23 protein-coding genes are annotated in these 19648 nt (G+C 35.1%); 7 read left to right on the forward strand and 16 right to left on the reverse strand.

The genetic code is table 11. The features are described 5' to 3' along the window. Positions 1 to 5: 5 nt before the first annotated feature. The 5 genes from nadD to QWT87_RS08025 all read left to right on the forward strand — a co-directional run bounded on the left by nadD (position 6) and on the right by QWT87_RS08025 (position 5335). Positions 6 to 590: a nicotinate (nicotinamide) nucleotide adenylyltransferase gene (nadD, locus tag QWT87_RS08005; protein ID WP_087707954.1), complete on the forward strand. Its 585-nt coding sequence runs from the start codon at positions 6 to 8 to the stop codon at positions 588 to 590. Between the two features lie 79 nt (positions 591 to 669). Continuing rightward, the gene (locus QWT87_RS08010) at positions 670 to 1008 is read left to right on the forward strand and encodes a DUF3817 domain-containing protein (RefSeq protein WP_302715539.1); all 339 of its coding nucleotides are present in this window, start codon (positions 670 to 672) and stop codon (positions 1006 to 1008) included. A 293-nt stretch (positions 1009 to 1301) separates the two neighbouring features. Continuing rightward, positions 1302 to 3563, forward strand: coding sequence for a TonB-dependent receptor domain-containing protein (locus tag QWT87_RS08015; RefSeq protein ID WP_302715541.1), 2262 nt, complete (start codon positions 1302 to 1304; stop codon positions 3561 to 3563). Between the two features lie 82 nt (positions 3564 to 3645). Beyond that, a complete protein-coding gene (locus QWT87_RS08020) occupies positions 3646 to 4497 on the forward strand; it encodes an alpha/beta fold hydrolase (RefSeq protein WP_302715544.1) in 852 nt (283 codons plus the stop codon). Positions 4498 to 4507: 10 nt separating this feature from the next. Further along, a complete protein-coding gene (locus QWT87_RS08025; RefSeq protein ID WP_302715547.1) occupies positions 4508 to 5335 on the forward strand; it encodes a GLPGLI family protein in 828 nt (275 codons plus the stop codon). A 60-nt stretch (positions 5336 to 5395) separates the two neighbouring features. Here QWT87_RS08025 and QWT87_RS08030 read toward each other — a convergent pair whose 3' ends face one another. From QWT87_RS08030 to QWT87_RS08095, 14 genes are all read right to left on the reverse strand, one after another. Further along, positions 5396 to 7153, reverse strand: coding sequence for a discoidin domain-containing protein (locus QWT87_RS08030; protein ID WP_302715550.1), 1758 nt, complete (start codon positions 7151 to 7153; stop codon positions 5396 to 5398). A gap of 29 nt (positions 7154 to 7182) precedes the next feature. After that, positions 7183 to 8208, reverse strand: coding sequence for a hypothetical protein (locus QWT87_RS08035; RefSeq protein ID WP_302715552.1), 1026 nt, complete (start codon positions 8206 to 8208; stop codon positions 7183 to 7185). 63 nt (positions 8209 to 8271) lie between these two features. Continuing rightward, positions 8272 to 9873, reverse strand: a complete 1602-nt coding sequence (locus QWT87_RS08040) for an NAD(P)-binding protein (RefSeq protein ID WP_302715554.1) — start codon at positions 9871 to 9873, stop codon at positions 8272 to 8274. Between the two features lie 10 nt (positions 9874 to 9883). Then, positions 9884 to 10009: a hypothetical protein gene (locus tag QWT87_RS08045; protein WP_302715556.1), complete on the reverse strand. Its 126-nt coding sequence runs from the start codon at positions 10007 to 10009 to the stop codon at positions 9884 to 9886. Continuing rightward, a complete protein-coding gene (locus QWT87_RS08050; protein WP_302715558.1) occupies positions 10006 to 10182 on the reverse strand; it encodes a hypothetical protein in 177 nt (58 codons plus the stop codon). Before QWT87_RS08050 ends, QWT87_RS08045 begins: the two co-directional genes overlap by 4 nt. Continuing rightward, the gene (locus tag QWT87_RS08055) at positions 10166 to 10504 is read right to left on the reverse strand and encodes a hypothetical protein (protein ID WP_302715561.1); all 339 of its coding nucleotides are present in this window, start codon (positions 10502 to 10504) and stop codon (positions 10166 to 10168) included. The genes QWT87_RS08050 and QWT87_RS08055 overlap by 17 nt, the downstream gene beginning before the upstream one ends. Before the next feature lie 57 nt (positions 10505 to 10561). After that, the gene (locus QWT87_RS08060; RefSeq protein ID WP_302715563.1) at positions 10562 to 12076 is read right to left on the reverse strand and encodes a polyamine aminopropyltransferase; all 1515 of its coding nucleotides are present in this window, start codon (positions 12074 to 12076) and stop codon (positions 10562 to 10564) included. After that, positions 12069 to 12284, reverse strand: a complete 216-nt coding sequence (locus QWT87_RS08065; RefSeq protein ID WP_256038223.1) for a DUF350 domain-containing protein — start codon at positions 12282 to 12284, stop codon at positions 12069 to 12071. The genes QWT87_RS08060 and QWT87_RS08065 overlap by 8 nt, the downstream gene beginning before the upstream one ends. A gap of 11 nt (positions 12285 to 12295) precedes the next feature. Beyond that, positions 12296 to 12493, reverse strand: coding sequence for a hypothetical protein (locus tag QWT87_RS08070; RefSeq protein WP_302715567.1), 198 nt, complete (start codon positions 12491 to 12493; stop codon positions 12296 to 12298). A 3-nt stretch (positions 12494 to 12496) separates the two neighbouring features. After that, complete coding sequence (locus QWT87_RS08075) at positions 12497 to 13972, reverse strand: DUF4178 domain-containing protein (RefSeq protein WP_302715570.1); 1476 nt, start codon at positions 13970 to 13972, stop codon at positions 12497 to 12499. A 3-nt stretch (positions 13973 to 13975) separates the two neighbouring features. Next, positions 13976 to 14335 carry an S-adenosylmethionine decarboxylase family protein gene (locus tag QWT87_RS08080; RefSeq protein WP_087707972.1) on the reverse strand — a complete coding sequence of 120 codons (360 nt, stop codon included), beginning with the start codon at positions 14333 to 14335 and terminating at the stop codon, positions 13976 to 13978. Between the two features lie 24 nt (positions 14336 to 14359). After that, entirely contained in the window at positions 14360 to 15283 is a 924-nt protein-coding gene (ctlX, locus tag QWT87_RS08085; RefSeq protein WP_302715573.1) for a citrulline utilization hydrolase CtlX, read from the reverse strand. Between the two features lie 158 nt (positions 15284 to 15441). Beyond that, entirely contained in the window at positions 15442 to 15786 is a 345-nt protein-coding gene (locus tag QWT87_RS08090) for a four helix bundle protein (RefSeq protein WP_337250572.1), read from the reverse strand. Between the two features lie 88 nt (positions 15787 to 15874). Then, positions 15875 to 16789, reverse strand: coding sequence for a dimethylarginine dimethylaminohydrolase family protein (locus QWT87_RS08095; protein WP_087707978.1), 915 nt, complete (start codon positions 16787 to 16789; stop codon positions 15875 to 15877). Between the two features lie 313 nt (positions 16790 to 17102). On the opposite strand from QWT87_RS08095, the gene QWT87_RS08100 reads away from it, so the two are divergent. Continuing rightward, the gene (locus QWT87_RS08100; protein WP_302715576.1) at positions 17103 to 17264 is read left to right on the forward strand and encodes a hypothetical protein; all 162 of its coding nucleotides are present in this window, start codon (positions 17103 to 17105) and stop codon (positions 17262 to 17264) included. 65 nt (positions 17265 to 17329) lie between these two features. Further along, on the forward strand, positions 17330 to 17809 hold the full coding sequence (locus tag QWT87_RS08105) for a hypothetical protein (RefSeq protein ID WP_302715578.1): 480 nt from the start codon (positions 17330 to 17332) through the stop codon (positions 17807 to 17809). 2 nt (positions 17810 to 17811) lie between these two features. Here QWT87_RS08105 and QWT87_RS08110 read toward each other — a convergent pair whose 3' ends face one another. Both QWT87_RS08110 and QWT87_RS08115 read right to left on the reverse strand, forming a co-directional pair. Beyond that, complete coding sequence (locus tag QWT87_RS08110; protein ID WP_302715580.1) at positions 17812 to 18240, reverse strand: hypothetical protein; 429 nt, start codon at positions 18238 to 18240, stop codon at positions 17812 to 17814. 116 nt (positions 18241 to 18356) lie between these two features. Continuing rightward, complete coding sequence (locus QWT87_RS08115; RefSeq protein ID WP_076391888.1) at positions 18357 to 19643, reverse strand: citrate synthase; 1287 nt, start codon at positions 19641 to 19643, stop codon at positions 18357 to 18359. Positions 19644 to 19648 lie beyond the last annotated feature (5 nt).

Raw genomic sequence — 19648 nt, forward strand, 5'->3', positions numbered from 1 at the left:
TTTTTATGAAAAAAATTGGTTTATTTTTCGGTTCGTTTAACCCCATTCATATTGGTCATTTAATTTTAGCCAATTACATTCTGGAAAATTCCGATATGGATGAACTTTGGTTTGTGGTAAGTCCGCAAAATCCTTTTAAAGAAAAGAAATCTTTGTTAAAAGATCATAACCGACTGGATATGGTGCAGCTTGCGGTAAAAAATTATCCGAGAATGCGTGCTTCAAATGTAGAGTTTTCGCTTCCGCAGCCAAGTTATACGATTGATACACTGACTTATCTTCATGAGAAATATCCGGACTATTCTTTTAGTTTAATCATGGGAGAAGATAATCTGGAAAGCCTTCATAAATGGAAGAATGCTGAAACTTTAATTAAGAATCATCACATCATTGTTTATCCGAGGGTTTTTGAAGGTGAAAAGAAAGATTCTGAATATCTTCAGCACGAAAATATTTCTCTAATCAACGCGCCGGTTATTGAGCTTTCCGCAACAGAAATCCGAAACATGATTAAAAGCGGAAAAAATGTAAGACCGATGCTTCCTCCCGAAGTTTTTGATTATTTGGATGGGAGCAGTTTTTATAAGTAATTTAGCTTTGATAAGCCGATGCAGGAAGATGGAAGCTGGAGGTTTCTTATTAGTCCTGAATTAATGATATGTAAAATTTATGAATTTCTTAGAAAAATTATTTTTAAAATATCCACAGGAAAAAATCATTAAGTGGTTTAAGAATATCTGCCTTGCAGAAGCCGTTTCGTGGTTTTTTCTTTTCACCGCAATGATCTGGATCCGTACCAATCCCGATGAAATCCTTCCTATTGTTTACATCAGTACCATCGGAAGTATTCACGGTTTCTTTTTTTCTCTTTATCTGATTTTTTTACCCGCGATAAGAAAAATTTACATCTGGGACGATGAAGACAGCGTTTTTGCCTTAATTGCCGCTTTCTTCCCGTTTGCCACGATCTGGATCGATAAAAAGCTTGCCCGTTTCGACAGAGAATAAATTCAATAGAAAGAACCATTTCGGTTCTTTTTTCTTTTTATCACCACTACAACATTTCAGAAATTTCATCCTGAAATGTAATACAGTCATGCTCAAAATTGTCTTATTGACAGCAAAGGAACAAAAGCAAAAAATTTAATCTAAAATTTTATTTACTGAAAATCAATTAGTTAAATTTAATTTAAAAACATTTTAAGTACTTTGTATTGCAAGATACTTAATTTATTATATATCTTTGCAATGTTAAATAATAACAAATACAAGCTATTAAAAACTCTCTAAAATTATAAAACATGAAAACGCCCATTCTTATCGCAGCTATATTCTTTAGTGGATTATCTTTCGCTCAGCAAACTAAAAAGGATACTGTAAAAACAAAAAGCATAGAAGGAGTTACTTTAACCAAGCAGGTTTTCAAAAAACAAAGCGACCGTTTTGTATATGATGTTGCTGCATCTCCCATTGCAAAAGGCAATACAACATTCGATATTCTGAAGCAGACTCCCCTATTGTCTACAACAGATGATAAAACGTTAAAGATTGCAGGAAAGAACAATGCGCTGATCTACATTAACGGCAGAAAAAGCAATATGGATGCAGAATCTCTGGTTCAGTTTCTGAAAAATACACCCGCAGAAAATATCCAGAAAATTGAAGTGATTACAGTTCCGGGAAGTGAATATCAGGTGGAATCTTCCGATGGGATCATCAATATCGTGCTGAAGAAAAAAATGAGCGACGGAACCAGCGGAAATATGAGAATGTCTAATACCCAGAGTAAATACAATGCAAGCAACGCCAGTTTTTCCGTAAATTACAGAAAAGACAAACTTGGAATTAATGCGAATCTTAGTGGTGGCGAAAATATCAATCCGCAAGCATATGTTCTTAGAAACCGATCTGAAAATGTACAGAATGAATCTGTAGGGAATATTGATGATCCGAACAAAAATTTAGGAGGATATCTGAATATTGATTATCAGTTGAATGACAAAAGTAATCTGGCTTTATCATGGAATACATGGGCAAACAAAAGCTACAATTCTACGATTGATCTGATGAACACGATTACAAAATATAATACTAACGGCAATATACTTTCAACCGCTTATACTAAAACTAAAAATAAAGAGGACGCAAGAAGCTATAACAATTCTGTAAATTTAAACTATGAAGTAAAGCTTGATTCTTTAGGAAGCAAACTTAACGTGAATGCAGCTTATCTTAATTATAAAAGATTTCAGTACACGAATAATAACACACTGATTCAGGATGCCGCAGGAAATTTCACCCAAAACAGCAGCAAAATAATTCAGGATCTTCCGCAGGTTATTAACAATTTTTCCGGGACGGTAGATTATATTCAGAAATTTAAAAACGATTTTACATTCTCTGCCGGAGGAAATTACAATAAAACAAAAACAGACAACGACACCAAAAACTATTCATATCCATACGATCTTTCCGGTAACCAGTTAGCTTCTCAAAACGATTTTAACCATTTTATTTACAATGAAAATATTTATGGTCTGTATGTAACTTTTGAAAAGAAGTTTTCGGATAAATTCTCAGGAAAAATCGGAGCCAGATACGAAATCACGAACAGCTTAGGCACCGCAGACAGTTGGAAAAACAATGTAGAAACCAATCAGCAGATCGAAAGAAATTATAATAATCTTTTACCTTATTTGAGTTTCAATTATGCCATTAATGATAAGAACAATATATCTTATTCATTTTCAAGCCGAATGAGAAGACCCAGCTTTTGGGAACTGAACCCTGTAAAAAATCTGATTACAGAAGATAATTATACCCAAAATAATCCTTTCGTAAAAGCGTCTTCCACTTACAATCAGGAGTTAACATATATGTACAAAAATTCTTATTTCCTGATTCTGAATCATACGTATGAAAAAGACCAGATTACGCAGGTTCCGTTGCAGAGAAGCTATATCGATCCGAAAACCAATCAGAAAAGAGTTCAGTTGGCGTACATCAGAACCAATTTCGGAGACAAGCAGGAAATGTCTGCTATGTTGGGAATTCAGAAATCTTTATTCAAGCAATATCTTACATTAAACTTCAATGCGGGTGTACAGTATAACATCAACAACGGAACATTAGATACAGATCCTACAACAGGACAGGTTTTTGACACTTATGTAAACAACAGAAAATCTGCAAGTATGTTGATTACCAGCAACAACACCATCCGTTTAGACAAAAAGAAAACATGGTTCTTAGGCGTAAATTTCTTCTATGTGGATAAACAGCAGATAGAACTTGGTATGCTGAAAAACTTAGCAAGTTTAGATTTGAACATTAAGAAAAACTGGAACGACTGGACTTTTGCGGTGAATCTGAATGATGTTTTAAGAACCAATGTCGTGGAAATTGAAGATTTACAGGCTTCCGGAAACTATAACTACATTAGAAACGACCAGTACAAAAGAAGTATTAATGTAAGCATCACCTACAATTTCGGAAACCAGAAAGTGAAAAAAGTAAGAAATATTGAAAGTGCTTCAGACGAAATTAAAAACAGAACAAGATAACAATCATTTCTTCATATAAATCATTTTTTGTGGTAAACTCGCTGAGAAATCGGCGAGTTTTTTTATTTTTAATTAAAATTCAATGATGAAGAGTCGTTTAATTGCTTTAGCAGGTTTATTTCTTCTTACACTTTTAGGCTGTAAGCAAAACACCATTGATTTCGGAAGTGGTAAATCTTTTACGATAGAAAAAAATGTTTCCTACGGAAAAGACAAGGAACAGAAAATGGACGTTTATATTCCTAAGGCTTCTTTAAAAGATAAAGACGTTTTCATCGTTATTCATGGCGGCGGTTGGCGCGGCGGAAGAAGATCTCAGCTTACGGATTTCACTTATGATCTGATGAAAAAATTTCCTGAACATATTTTTGTCAATCTGGATTATAGGCTTGCTTCATCCAAGCGTTTTGCTCTTCCCAGTCAAACGGATGATATTACCAGTGCTATGAACAATGTAGAAAAAACCTTAAAAATTCATCCCAAATATATTCTTCTCGGAAACAGCGCGGGCGGACATTTAGCTATGTTGTATGCTTATAAATTTGATCCGGACAGAAAGGTAAAAGCGGTTATCAATATCGTCGGTCCCACTGATCTGAACGATTCAGGATTTAAAAATTATGAAGATTATGCTTTCGTAGAAAAACATTTGATTGATCCTAAAATCGTTGACAGCAAAACAACGCTAATGGACTTTGGAAGTCCGGTTCACTGGATTACTCCAACTTCCGCTCCTACCCTTTCGTATTACGGAATTAATGACCATGTGGTTCCACTGTCTCAAAAGAAAACGCTGGACTCGGTTCTATCAGAAAATAAAGTGTATCATGAATCCTATGAATTTACTGGAGATCATCTCGGCTGGGATCAGTCTTCCAATGCAGATTTTCTGGTTAACAAAATTGAGGAGTTTATGAAGAATATAAATCCTTAAAATTCTTTAGATGTACAGAATAGTATTTTTTCTTTTAATAACAGCTCAGTTATATAAATCTCAAAATAAACGTTTTGTTTACGAATACAGTTTCGCAGAAGATTCCACACAGCTTGACATCAAGAAACGAGAATTTCTGAATCTTGATATTCATAAAAACAGTTCCCGATTTTATTCTTACGATATTCCCGAACAGGACTCTTTAGTAAGAATTAAAGAGAAACCGAAACATAAATTTCCTTATCAGGGAATTCAGTATTTAGACGTTATTGTAAAAAATTATCCAGATTTTAATATGACATTGTATACAAGCTGTCAGAATTATTATCAGGTAAACATGCAGAAAAAACCTAAATGGAAAATCTTTCCTGAAAAAGAAAAGATTTTAAATTTTTTAGCTCAAAAAGCGACAACTAAATTATATAACAGAAAATGGACAGTTTGGTTTACAACTGATATTCCCATTCAGGACGGTCCTTATTTGCTCCATGGCTTACCTGGGTTAATTGTAAAAGCAGAAGACGAGAAGAAAGGAATTTCATTTCAGCTCGTAGAGATAAAATCACTTCGAAATTCAAATCCAGAAGAACTTCCATATTATTTCAGACATAAGCTTATTTCAGTAACAGAAAATTCTTTCAAAACTATTTTAAAAAATTATTTCGACAAACCTTCTCCGCAGCGGAACAATGATAACAATGATCTGAAACAAATCTTTTTTGACGGTAACGGAAAAGAAATATCAGATTCCGAATTTTATAGAATGGTGGAAAGAAACAATAAAAAAGCTTTAGAGAAAAGGAATAATCTTTTAAGATGGGATATTATAAAAAAATAATATTCTCTTTATTACTAAAAAAATAAACGCTCTGAAAAACTCAAAGCGTTTATTAATATTTTATTCAGACTTAAAAATCTCCGATCTTTCTGAAACTCCATTCGCATTGAAAGCTTCAATCTGGAAATAATATGCATCCGCTCTATCGGCTCCGGTGAAGAAATATTCGTTTTTTCCGTACACCATAATGCTTCCGTACAATTTTTCAGGAGATTTTCCCCAATAAATAACATATCCGTCTGCATCGGAATTCTGCTGCCATTTCATCCAGATGCTTCTTCTTTCGCCGTATTTTTTAGGATCAGATCTCAACGGAACAAAATTCTGAACTTTTCCGGGAACAGTTCCTGCGCCTTTTCCAAAAACTCTGAATCCGCTTAATGCAAATTTTCCGGTTGGCATTTTCAGATTTTCCATTTTCAGAAATCTTGCTTTGGCAGGTTTTTCCAATTCTACATAATCATGAGGAACATCTTTGGTGTTTTTGCTTTTATCCACAATAACATTCCATTTTTTACCGTCATCGGAACCATAGATTTTATACTGATGCATTTTGCCCAGCGTTTTTCCCATAAACTCAACATCCTGATCGGCATAATTGATCTGAATCGCATTAATGGTAGAAACCTCTCCTAAATCCGTCTGAAACCACTCTCCGGAATTCCCTGTTTTGGCACTCCAATACGTTTTAATATCTTCATCCACCGCATAATTAGAATGATAACCACCTAAAGTGGATGAAACCTGAACCGGCTTATTGTAATTCAGCAGCATCCATCCTGCAAAAAGTCCTTTAGAGAAATCTTTTCCCTGTGCATACTGCGGAAGATAGGTTGGATAATCTCCGTAAGCCGTGTTGCAATACATTACATCATCTTTATCAAATCCGGCAGGCCAGATTCCCAAACGTCTTTCAAAATTGTTTTTGGTTGAAATAAAAATGGTTGAAATATGCCACCAGTTTTTATAATTATCCTCAAACGTTGCACCGTGTCCTGCTCCTCTCGCAAAACCTCCCGGTTTGTAAGAAAACGGATTATGCTGTTGATATTCAAAACCTTCCAAAGGCTTATTACTCACATATACTCCATCCGAATATCCGCTGAATTCCGTTGCAGGAGCTCCGTACTGAAGATAATATTTTCCGTTATGCTTCGTCATCCACGCTCCTTCTACAAAAGGCTGCAAGAAAACATTGTCATTATATTCCCCAAATCTTTCCCAACCATGATCTTCCGGTTTTAACCTGATGGTCGGCTTTACAAAACCTTCGGACTGAAGGGTATTTACTTTTACTTCAGTTCCCAACAAAGGCCATTCGTTACTGGATCCCCAATACAAGTACAGCTTGTTTTTGTCTTCATCGTAATGAAATGCAGGATCCCATGCTCCGACTTTTAAAGTATCAACAGCAATTTTCCAGTCGTCTTTGGTGGGATTGGTACTTTTCCAGATCGGGAAATCCTGTTCCCATGTCGAACCGAAAACGTACAAAGTATCTTTCATTGCCCAAACTGCAGGAGCGTTCAGATCGTGGGTATATTTATTGTCTCTTAAAAATTTTCGGTGGACAAACTTCCAGTCGAGCATATCGTCGCTGTACCAGTATCCTTCCTGATTGGTGGAAAAAAGAAAGAGCTTATTTTTAAAATTAACAATCACCGGATCAGCCGTAGCACGGTGTTTTCCCTGTTTTGAAAAAACTTCGAACGGAGTATACCCGTAATCGATATTAATCGGGTTACAAAATGTCTTCTGCTGAGCATTTAAACTGAAAAATCCCAACAAAAGCATGAATGAAAGGAGGCACTTCTGCATTTTCATATGTTTTAACTTTGAGGACAAAATTAATTAACTTTTTTCGGTTTTCTCCAAATAAAGCCATCCAATAAGTAATGCGTAAGCTGAGGAACGACTAATAAAGGGACTAAAAACTGAAACCAGTCTAAAGAAACATTCAGATGTAATGAAAAATGTTCGTTCCAAACCAATATTTCCCATAGAAATTCTTCGAAAAATGCAAAAGCAAGAATAACGAGAATAAACAAAAATATCCCGAAAGCAGATTTGAATAAAGAAAGACGGTTTAGATTTTGATCCTCTTTTTGCTTTATTTCTCTGATGTAAATTAAAGCAATGTAAGGAATTCCGTGTGAAATCACATTCAGGAAAGTGAAAACCAAATCGTTGTTGAAATAAACAATTCCGAAATACCACGAAAGATAAGTCCCTGAAATTAAGGCAATTTTCGGAATATTAAATTGTCTGGTTTTGAAAATTTTATACACCGTTTTTACGATCCAAATCATTAAAATCCCAAAATACAAAAACTTTATTACAGGAACATAATCCGGAAGATTCTGAAGCCAGTTGAATTCATTTTGGACAAACCAAGTAAAAGCTCTCGGTGTTTTAAACCAATACAACATCGGAAAAATTGTAGCAGAATACACCGCAATTTCATCCAACTTTTTACTCCAGTTATTGGGTTCAAATCTGGTATAAATTCTCATGAAACCATATTGCTGCCTGATAAAATGAAAAACCGCCACCAAAGCCAAAACCGACCAAAAAGTAAGACTTCCGAACTGGTATAAAATCAATCCTAAAATCCAGCTCAATGCAGGGATTCCATAATAGAGCAATTTTCTTTTCCTGACTTCTTCTTTAACGAAATAGGTTTTGAATAAGGTCGAATACACATGCGCTACATCCACAAAAACAATCAGGAAAAGCCATGTGTAAAAGGAATAATGATTTTCCAGCCCCTGAATCTGTTTCTGAAATAATAAAACGACCAGCAAAATAATGAAAGGCGGCGACAGAATAAACCAGCCGTCTGTTTTTGCGTTATGGATCCAGGGTTGTTTCATTTTTATTTTTGGGAAGCCTAACAGGTTTTAAAAACCTATAAGGTTTGAATTCTTATTTTAATATTAATCAAATTGCTGCATCTGCTTTGCGGTTCTCCATCCCTGATAAAATGCTTCTTCAAAAATTGAAATTCCTGAAAGATCAGAATGGGCAAAGAAAATTTTTCCGTCAACCGGCTGTTTTGCTTTTTCTGAATTTCCAAAAATTTGGTTCGGAACCGGAGCAATCATCGCATGACCGATTTTGTGAAACTGTATTTCGAGGATAAAATCTTCAATCATTGGATGGGCTTTTTTTAAATCTTCCAAAACAAGGCTTTTCAACTGTTCTTCTTTCAGACCATATAATTTTTTTCTTGCTTTTTTACAGTCGTTGGTAGAAAAACTTCTGTAGTAGGTAATCACTTTTTCACCCATAATCTGGTTTACATTCTGATGCTGATCGTAAATATAACCCAAACCATCGGAACCGTAAATTACGTTATCCCAAGCCAATTCTTCATCTCCACCGAAATCGTTTTGTAAAGTAATCGTTGTTAAAAGCCACGGAACATAGTTAAAATGTTCAGCCCTTTTATTGTTGAAAATTCTTTCGTTGACGAATTGCGGAGTTGCGAAGAGAACTTTTTCAGCAATGATCTTTTTTGTCTTTTTCTGAATATTGTCGAAACTTAAAACCTCAACATTTTTATCATTAATTTTTACCTCAAAAACTAAATTATTCGATGAAGATTTTCCTTCCGTATATTTTGAAAAATGTTTTGCCAGTCTTGCATTTCCTTCCGGCCATGTGAAAACCTGATCTTTGTATTTTTTGCTCCAGTTGTTTTTTCTTCCGGCGAAATAATGAATTCCAGCCCAAGCTGAAACATAATCGATTCCCAAACCATAATCGTCGCGACAGGAATAATCCAACAGCCATAGTAATTCTTCAGATGTAAAATTTTCTTGTTTCAGCCAGTCTTTGAAAATAATTTTCTCTAGTTGTAAAACCTCATCTTCCCGACTGGAATCGTGAACCGGAATGGCAAACCAATATTTTCCTTCTGCATCTTTTTTATGCTGAAAGTGATCCATCATTTTAAAAAAACGGTCGAATTCCGCTTTTGTTTCTGTGGAAATTCCGTTTTGCGGAACGATATCATTTTGCCATGAATTTTTGAAAAATAACCGTTCCTGTTGCGGAAAAGTCATCTGATATTCGTCTAAAATCGGATCGCCGTTTTCATCGTCTCCCTGATACATTTTGCATTCATTCAGAAATTGGATAATTTCAGTATTTTCTTTATTCGGCAATGGCAAATAATGCGCTCCCAGAGGAAATTTTGAAAATTTGTTCTGTCCGTTGGAAGAGTTTCCGCCCACATGGTTTTCCATTTCGAGCAACAGATAATTGTTTTCCTGATTCTGACTGAAAAATCTACACGCCGAAAGTCCTGAAATTCCTCCGCCGACAACGAGGTATTTTGTGCGAATTTCTTCTGTAGGTTGAGGAAAATCTTTCACCCAGAGTTTGTGCCCTAAAATATGATTGGTTCCGGTGATTTTTAGCAATAACGATTTGCCTTTTTTACTGCAATAGTGTAAAAAAGGAATCATGAGACTGCCTAAGAACATGGTTTTAAGGAAATCTTTTCTGGAAAATTGAGTGGGCTGAGTCGGCAAGATTTAATGGTTATTTTGAGATGCTTTCGTAATTGTCATCGGGATTCTGAAAATTATTGATAACTCTGTGGATTCTCAACATATCATCCTGATAATCATAAATAATGTAGTTATGTTTCGTTACTAAATATTTCATAAACCCTGTATCTCTATATTTTTCAAAGTATACATTTTTTGAAGTAGCATTTGAATAGCCTGATCATATTTATCCAAAAAATTTTCTAAAACCAGAACGCCCCAATGATCAAAAAGATAATCCTGAAGATTTTCAAAATCCTTCTTGGAAAGATCACTATATTCTACTCTCATTCTTACGCTGTTCTAATCTTGCACGAGCCTGCTTCATTAATTCCTGGTGAGATATCGTTCTTCCCATTCTGAAATCTTCTTCGGATCTTTTCAACGATTCTAAAATCTCTTCATGGGTTTCGTTTCTATAAACAGGTTCCATTACTTTAGCAATAGAAAGCAGTTCTTCGGAAGTAAATCTTTTTTCTTTCATTTTTTTAAAAAAGGTAGGTTTCTTAATTCCTGTTTTTTCAATAATGTAAGAAATTTTAAATGGTGAATCTTTAAGAATCTGATCGATGTTGTTCTGGATTTCTATATATTTTTCAATTTCAGCTATCATATTTCTACAATTTAAGTATCAATTTATGACACAAATATAATAAATAATTGACACTTTTTATTGAACTTTACCCCATTCTTCATCAAAATACCGTACTAAAATCTGGTTATCCAATCGATTGACTTCAATATCTTTGGTTTTCATGTCTTTCGTAAAGTAAGAAAGCTGCGAGAAATTATAATCATAAAATTTCAGATTCGGAATTTTACGATAGATTTTATTGCTGATCGGCTCAAAAGAAGCCATTGAAAATCCCCATTCTCCGAATGACGGAACATACGTGTGATAAGCGGAAGTAAAAGGAAAAATCTGATTAATTGTTTTCTCAATACACCAGAAAGATTTCGGGGCAAAGTAAGGAGAGGTAGTCTGCACCACAATTTTTGTATCTAAAGTAGTCAGTCTTTCCAGCTCTTTGTAAAACTGTAAAGAATATAATTTTCCTAAACTGTAATTGGAAGGATCCGGAAAGTCAATAATGATAACATCGTATTTTTTTGAGTTTTCTTTCACCCAGATGTAAGCATCTTTGTTGATTACTTTCAGTTTTGGATTGGATAAAGAGCTTTGGTTCAATTGGCTCATCGTTTCATTATTCCTGAAAAAATTTGTCATTTCTCCATCCAAATCCACCAGAGTGATGTCTTTTACTTCTTTGTATTTTAAAACTTCACGAACTGCGAAACCGTCTCCACCGCCGAGAATTAAAATATGATCGATCTTTTTAGCCATCGACATGACAGGATGAACCAACGCTTCGTGATAACGGTATTCGTCTACTGAAGAAAACTGCAGATTGTTATTCAAATATAATCTGAATTCACGGCTGTTTCTGGTTAACACGATTCTTTGATAAGGCGAACTTTTGGTGTAAACGACATTTTCACCATATAATTTTTCTTCTGAAAATGATAAAATTCTGTCTGAAAAAATAAACAGAATAACAAGCAAAAGAAAGGCTCCGATTGATTTAATTCTTAATGAAACTGGTTTTGAAAGTTCTTTTTTCAGATAGAAACATAAAAATATGGCAATTGAAATATTAACCAAGCCAAAAAACAAAGGGGTTTTTACGATTCCTAATTGCGGAATCAGTACCAAAGGAAACAGAATAGAAGCCAATAAAGCTCCGATATAATCAAAGGCGAAAACATTGGATACCAAATCTTTAAACTGAACCCTGTCTTTTAAGATATTCATTAAAAGCGGAATTTCTACTCCAACCAGACAGCCTGTAAAAAAGACAAAAAGATACAGCACGGCTTCAAAATGAGCCAAAGTATTGAACAGAATAAATAAAACCACAGAGCTTATTCCGCCGATGATTCCGACCAGAATTTCAATCTCTATGAATTTATCAATTAAATTTCCTTTGATGAATTTGGCAAAATACGATCCGACTCCCATCGAAAAAAGATAGACTCCAATGATGAAGGAAAACTGTTTTACGGAATCGCCCAAAAGATAGCTCGCCAAAGCTCCCGCCACCAATTCGTAGATCAGTCCGCAGGTTGCGATGACAAACACCGAAAACATCAAAAGCAGTTCAAGAGGAATCCTCTTTTTATCCATGAATCGCTGCGCTTATGATAATTGAAATCCCAATAATGAAAGCTCCGAAAATAATCGCCAAAGCGGTATTTTTATTGTGAGCGATTTCGTGCCATGTTTTTTCCGGCGTTATTTTTTCAATAATTAAATAACAAACCAGCAATATGGCTATTCCCAGAAAGGAATAAATCACTGAATTGATGACCGGTAAAAAGTTGATCTGATCCATAGTTTATATTTTTATTTGTGATAGTATCTGTAATAGCCCACTCCGGAAGAGTGGTGTCTTCTTGTGGTTCCGTCTCTGTAGGTTTCTGTTTTTTCGCAGTCGCAGAACTGGTTGCCGCCAAAAGTGAGATAAGTAAACCAGCCGACAAAAAAAACTCCAATGAGACAGAGAATCCAGTGTTCTTTTATGTAGTTAATGATATTTTCCATCGTTTATGAGTAGGTGTAAGGTGAATTTGAACTGTTGAACCATTTTGATCTTTCGAAAGATTTTCTTCCGAACCAGACTGCTACAACAAACCCGATGATAAACAAAAGAATAAACACAAAATTCCTGAAGGAAACAGGAAGCCATTCTGCTTTAATTTTAACCGATTTGTTTTCGGTTAACTCTGGTGTTGTCGCTCCGGCTGTAAGATTGGTATTCAAAAGAGAGTCGATATCCGCTTTTCCTAAAGTCTGATGAACAAATTGTCCGAGGCTGCTTGTTGTGTCTTCCTTTATCATTTTAGAGTCTCCGAAAGCCGTTGTTTCCATCGTACTGTTGTTGGTAACATTAATGGTTCCGTTGTTATCTCTGGATAAGGTTAAACTTCCGTCTTGGGTGGCGTAATATGATGGAGGCATAACCTTTGGAGATTCCTGTTTTTCTGCCGAAATAATAAAGTGGTATTTTCCGGGAGCAACTCCGCAGAAATTAAAACTTTCATCCCGCCTTCCTTCGCTCCAGTTTTCACCGTCTTCATAACCGTGGTATTCCTCAATGTCTTTTGAAGCATAAACTATTTCGTTGGTTTTCTCGTTCACCAATCCTAAGCCGACATTTGCCCAAGAATTATCCACATTTGAATATACCTCAACTTTCAATGGGGCAGAACCGCCTGATAATTCAAAGCTTTTGCTGACCATTTCTTTATTGCGGACATCTGCAAAATTAATCTCCTGCTCGAAAACCGATTTATTGGTTCTCGTCCCGACTACATACAACTGAATCAGGCTGATTAATAATGCTGAAACCGCCATAATATTAATGGTGTGCTTTACATTTACATAAAATGGCTGAACAATTCCTATTCCTGAATAATTGGGAAGGTTTGAAATTCCGAACGCTTTTTTTACTTTGTATTTTGAGATGTGTTTGCCTGAAAAATATTGTATGCTGGTTTTAGATTTTTCCTCAGAAACCATATAGATTCCGTTTACATATTCTTTGTAAGTAGAAATTCCGAAATCCAGTCTTTCTTCGAAAAAACCAGCAGCAGCATGAATATGACATTCCGTAGTTTCATATTTTCTGAAACTTATAGCTCCATACTCCAGAATAAGACTGTTCCATGATTTTCTTTTCACATCCATTTTATCAATTGTGTGAAGCAAAACCCAATGACCATCGCTCTCACTTAAAAAAGCATCTTTTCCTTTTGTATCTTTTAAATAATATTCTCTCCAAAAGATACTTGTCCCATATTTTCGGATAATAATTCCGGTGACGGTATATTCTGTATTGTCGATGATTCCTTTCTGCCCGATATCCAATACAACATTTTCTGTAGGAACTTTGATGTGTTTCTGATGTTTATTATTTTCGACATCAATAAGATAAGAACAGGTCTTACAGACATATTCTTTTATATCGAAAGTAAGATCCAGTTTATTTCCGGATTCGCAGGCGGGACAAACATAAAACATTTTTTATCTGTAAATTTTGTGTTTCTGAATGGTTTTAGCTTTAAAATATTCTATTACTTCATCTGCAATTTTTTCAACTTTTTCTGTGTTATCCTGCAGATAATTGCAGAGAAAAACATCAAAAGTAAGTTGTTTAAATTCCGGCCACGTATGAATACAGAGGTGGGATTCTTTAAGGCAAACCGCGGAAGTAAAGCTGTTATTTTCAAAAATATGACTGGTAATTCCTACAATTTCCACGTCTTTTGTTGCGAGCATATCTCTGGTAAATGCCAAGAAACCGTCACCGTCTATTAACAAAGCTTCTGACTCCGTTTCCAAAGTCAGAAGAATATGTAAACCTTTGCTGGTTAATGATTCCAATTCAATGTATTTTCAGCAAATATATTATTTTTTTGGTAAGAAAACTTCTGCAAGCATACAACGCGCACTTCCACCTCCGTTTACTTCAATTGTGTTTAGATCAGAATAAATGATTTCACAGTATTTTTCAATCGCTGCAACCTGATCCTGATGTAAGGATTTATAAGCGGTTTCGCTCATCACCAAAAATTTCTGTCCGTCTTTATTATTTACCTGAAGCATATTTCCGGCAAACTGCTGCATCTGCTCTTCAGAAATTTCAATGATTTCTTTTCCTGAATTTTTAATGGTTTCAATGACTTTGCTTCTTTCGAGTTCATCATCGATACAATCCAGACAGATTACCACAAATTTATCTGCTACACACATCATCACGTTGGTGTGGTAAATCGGAAGTCTTTCTTCTCCAACGGTTTGGAATGAATGGAAGACAACCGGCGTAAAACCGTACTTCTCACAAAATTCTCTGAACAGGTTTTCATCCAGTCTTAAAGAAACTGAACCGTAAGCAATTTTGTTATCGTGATCGAAGATCATGCTTCCTGTTCCTTCCAAAAAATGTCCCTGTGTTTCAGGAAAAGACCAGTCGTCGATTTCAGCGACTTCAAATCCCTGTTCTTTAATGGTTTCAATGATATCGTCTCTTCTTTCTACTCTTCTGTTGGAAGCAAACATCGGATATAAAACTACTTTTCCGTCTTTGTGAAAACTTACCCAGTTGTTCGGGAAAATTGAATCCGGAGTGTGTGGATCTAATGTATCTTTTACCGTGATGACGTTAATTCCTTTGCTTCTCAATCTTTCAACAAAAGCTTTAAATTCTGACAAAGCTTTAAACTGGGTATCGAAACCTTTCTGCTCTACCTGAAAATAATTGTTTTTTGCCGTTTCTGCATTAAATCCGAATGCAATCGGCTCTATCATTAGTACTGTATCTGTTGTCTGCATACTTTGGGTTTGAGGGTGTTTTTGGTTTGAGAGTGTTTTGAGTTTTAGTGTTTTAGTGTTTTAGTGTTTTAGTGTTTTAGTGTTTTAGTGAAAGTTACTTTTTACTTTTTACTTTTTATCTGTTGAGGAAAATGTACACCAATTCTGTGACTGACTCATCATATTGACCACATCCCGATTATTTGATTGTATTGTTTATTTAAACTAATAAACTGTTCTTCTTTTATATATTTGCATTTCCATGCGTACAAGAGCCATGTTTGGGTTTCTCTTGCTTCTCCTTCAGAATCTGTAAGCTTTGCGACGAAAGATTTTTCATACTTTCTTTTTCCCCAAGCCTCGCTTATATTTGCCGAAACGGATCGTGACGAACGCCTTATCTGATCTGTAAGAGAGTAGAGTTCTTCTTTAGGAAAAGATTTTGTGAGTTCAAAAATTATCATCGCAAATTCTACTGACTTTTGAAACACCTTTAAATCTTGGTGAAATTTAATTGTTGACATCTTTGTATTTTAAGCTAAAATAGAAAAAATAACAACAACTCAGCCCCAAAACTCTCTAACTCTAAAACACTCAGACTCTCAAACTCAGCTACTCTCTTACTAATGGCATTGTCGAGCAACGTAAAAGTCCTCCCATTTTAGAAATCTCACGGTAAGGAATTTCTTCAACGGTCATTCCCCATGCGTTTCTGAGGTGATTGTTCATTCTGGTGAATGCTTTGTCGGAAACTACGATTTCAGGAGAGATTGAAAAAATATTCGGGAACATCTCAAACATTTCCTCCGCTGTAACGTGAAAACAGTTTTCTTCACCGAAAATATCAATAATCAGGCGGTAATCGCTTTCGTCTACAAACCCGTCTTTGTAAATAATACATTTATCTTTTCCGATAGGATTGAATGTACAATCCAGATGTAAAATTCCTTCATACGGTATTCTGTCGTTCTTTTTCAGCTCCAGATCAATGATTCTTTTTTTAGGAAAGTATTCTTTCAGAATTTCGATGGCATATTCATTGGTTCTTGCCGTTTTATAACTTCTGTAATCTTCACTGAAACATGTTCCGATAAACAGAAAATCGTCCCAGACAATAACATCTCCACCTTCAATGTGTGCTGTTTCCGGAAGATTAATTATTTTTCTCCACGCCACTTTTTCAAAAACCGTTTTATAAGCTTCCTGTTCGTCTGCACGGTCTGCAATAACATTGGAAATGATCATTTTATCATCGATTACAAAGGCAACATCTCTTGCAAAAACCTGATTGTAATCTGCAATGATGTCCGGACGAAGAACTTCTACGTCATATTTTTTTAAAACTGCTTCAAAAGCGTTCATTTCATGGATGATATCCGATTCTTTCGGATAGATGTTATTTTCGATAGAATGATACGACTTTGCATCATAACTTTCCTCTAATGTAGGAACTGCTCCCATTGAATTGGGTTGTCCTAAAACCACTGATTTCAGCCTGCCCGTTTCGTTTTTTATATTTAGCTTCATAAAGATTTATGCAATGCTACAAATATAAGTAAAGGACTGAATCTGGGAAACTTTTGTCCTGTTTTTAGGCGATCTGCGCAATATAAATCTATGAAATAATCTTCTTACAGTTTTTTACTTCAGCAGATTGATAGACTAAAGCATTTATTCACTTAAATAAGCGATTTTATCAGATAATTTTATTCACAATAATTGGTTATGAATTATTTTTTGATAAAATGTAAAAAGTTTTAATTAAAATTCCTACCTTAGTGATATAATTTCTGTAGAAATTAAAACATAAAGTATTAACAATCAAACACCAAAAAACATCATGAACACAAAAAAATCTGTGCTTTTAAAAGCACAAAAACTAGGAAGAGAACAGCAAAAATCGATTATCGGAGGAGCATCTGCTGCAAGACGCTGCTGCGAATATGATTATGAAACAGGCGCATGCACACTCTGGACTTGTGACAGATGTCAATGTCCTTAAGAAAAACCAGAACCTGCTTTATGCAGGTTTTTTTATATTGTATTTTTGTAACATACGAATACAAAATGGAAAAATCAGATAAATCAATTCATAACATCTGCATCGCAAAAATTAAACGGAGCACACTAAAACCTTATGATTTCAAATGGACAAAATTTTACGAAACCGATTCTAAAAATCTATTCAAAAATTATCCTTTAGAATTGGATAATGAAGAATTAGTTATCTGCTCAACTGTTATTAATTCAGAAAATTTCAGCATTTTAACCACAAGAAAATTGATTACCCTCGAAAACGGCAATTTATTTTCCGGAAATCTGATGAACGCAAAAGATAAATTTTACGGAGAATTTAAAAGTAAAAAGGAAGCACTTACTTTTGGCTCAGCAGAACTTGAAAATGGCGCCATTTTAAAATACTTTATTGAAACCGGAACAGCTTCAATGGTCATGATTCAGGGTGTAAGGACAGCAATAAGTATTCAGGATACTCGCGCGGAAAACGTCAAAAAAGCCACTGAAATAATCAATAATAAATTGCAGTAATTCTATTTTTTGTCTGCCCTTAAAACCGTGATTGAATACCAAAGAGAAATTACACCGATTATCAACTGCCCCGGAACTAAAGTTCTTCTGAACAGCATGCTGAAATCATTGGCTCTTTTATAAATAAACGGAATCCATCTTTCTTCAGTCTCATAAAAATAGAGGTAATAGACGGTTGCGGCCCTGAAAATTAAAAGAGAAAGACTGATAAAAAACAGTATTTTTAAAGATTGTTTTGTAGAAACCAGAATAATTAAACTAAAGGCACAAAGGAAACAAATGAACATCTCCATCTGGTAAAAAATAACGTTTACCAAGCTGTACGTGGGCGAATAATCTTCAGGTTTTGTATGAAGCATTTCAAGGAAATCAAATGTTTCAATCAGGAGAAAGAGTCCATAAACAATATAGAGAACAACATTAAGTCTCATTGTAATTTTTAGTGAATTTAATTTCGCATTTTCCATACTTTAAGTTAAAAAAAATCCGTGAAATAAAAAAAACCCCAAAGCAAGCTTCAGGATTTTTGTTTATAGTAAAATATTGATTATCTGTTAACCATATCGATATAGTCTCTTTTTGGAGCCCCTTGATAAACTTGTCTTGGTCTTCCGATCGGATCTCCTTTCAGTCTCATTTCTTTCCACTGAGAAATCCATCCCGGTAATCTTCCTAATGCGAACATTACGGTGAACATTTCTGTAGGAATTCCTAATGCTCTGTAAATAATTCCTGAATAGAAATCTACGTTTGGATACAGTTTTCTTTCTACGAAGTATTCGTCTTCAAGAGCTACTCTTTCTAACTGCATTGCAATATCAAGCGCTTTATCCTGAATTCCTAGTGCATTAAGAATATCATCAGCAGCTTTCTTGATGATTTTTGCTCTCGGATCGAAGTTTTTGTATACTCTGTGTCCGAATCCCATTAAACGGAAATTATCGTTTTTATCTTTTGCTTTTGCAATGTATTTAGATACATCTCCTCCATCTTTTTCAATCAGTTCAAGCATTTCGATAACCGCCTGGTTTGCTCCACCGTGAAGTGGTCCCCAAAGTGCAGAAACCCCTGCAGAAACTGAAGCGAAAAGACCTGTATGCGCAGAACCTACCATTCTTACTGTAGAAGTAGAACAGTTTTGCTCGTGATCTGCGTGAAGAATTAATAATTTATCTAAAGCACCTACTACAACAGGATCGATTTCAAATTCCTGATTTGGCATTCTGAAAGCCATTTTGTAGAAGTTTTCTACATAGTTCAGGCTGTTGTCTCCGTGATTAAGCGGCAATCCCTGAGTTTTTCTGTACGTCCATGCGCAAAGGTGAGAGAATTTTGCAATTAACAATTCTGCAGCATGATCCATCTCTTCTTTAGAATTTACGTTAACTGCTTTTGGATTAAACGCCGTTAACGCAGAAGTTAAAGAAGATAAAACTCCCATTGGGTGAGCAGAACGAGGGAAAGCATCCATGATCTTTTTCATCTCCTCTGCTACGAAATTATATTTTTTAATGTTTGATTCGAAAGAATTGTACTGATCCTGAGAAGGCAATTCACCGTGTAATAAAAGGTACATCACTTCTGTGAAGTTAGATTTCTCAGCGATCTGCTCAATCGGATATCCTCTGTAGAATAATTCTCCTTTGTCTCCGTCTAAGTAAGTGATGTCACTAAGTGTAGCTCCGGTGTTCTTATACCCTAAATCAAGAGTGATTAGACCTGTCTGGTCTCTTAATTTTGAAATATCGATTCCTCTGTCTCCGATAGTACTATCCACAATTGGATATTCATATGAATTACCGTCGTAATTCAATATTACCTTGTTGTCTGACATTATTT

Source organism: Chryseobacterium urinae, from assembly GCF_030518295.1.
GTDB lineage: Bacteria > Bacteroidota > Bacteroidia > Flavobacteriales > Weeksellaceae > Chryseobacterium > Chryseobacterium mucoviscidosis.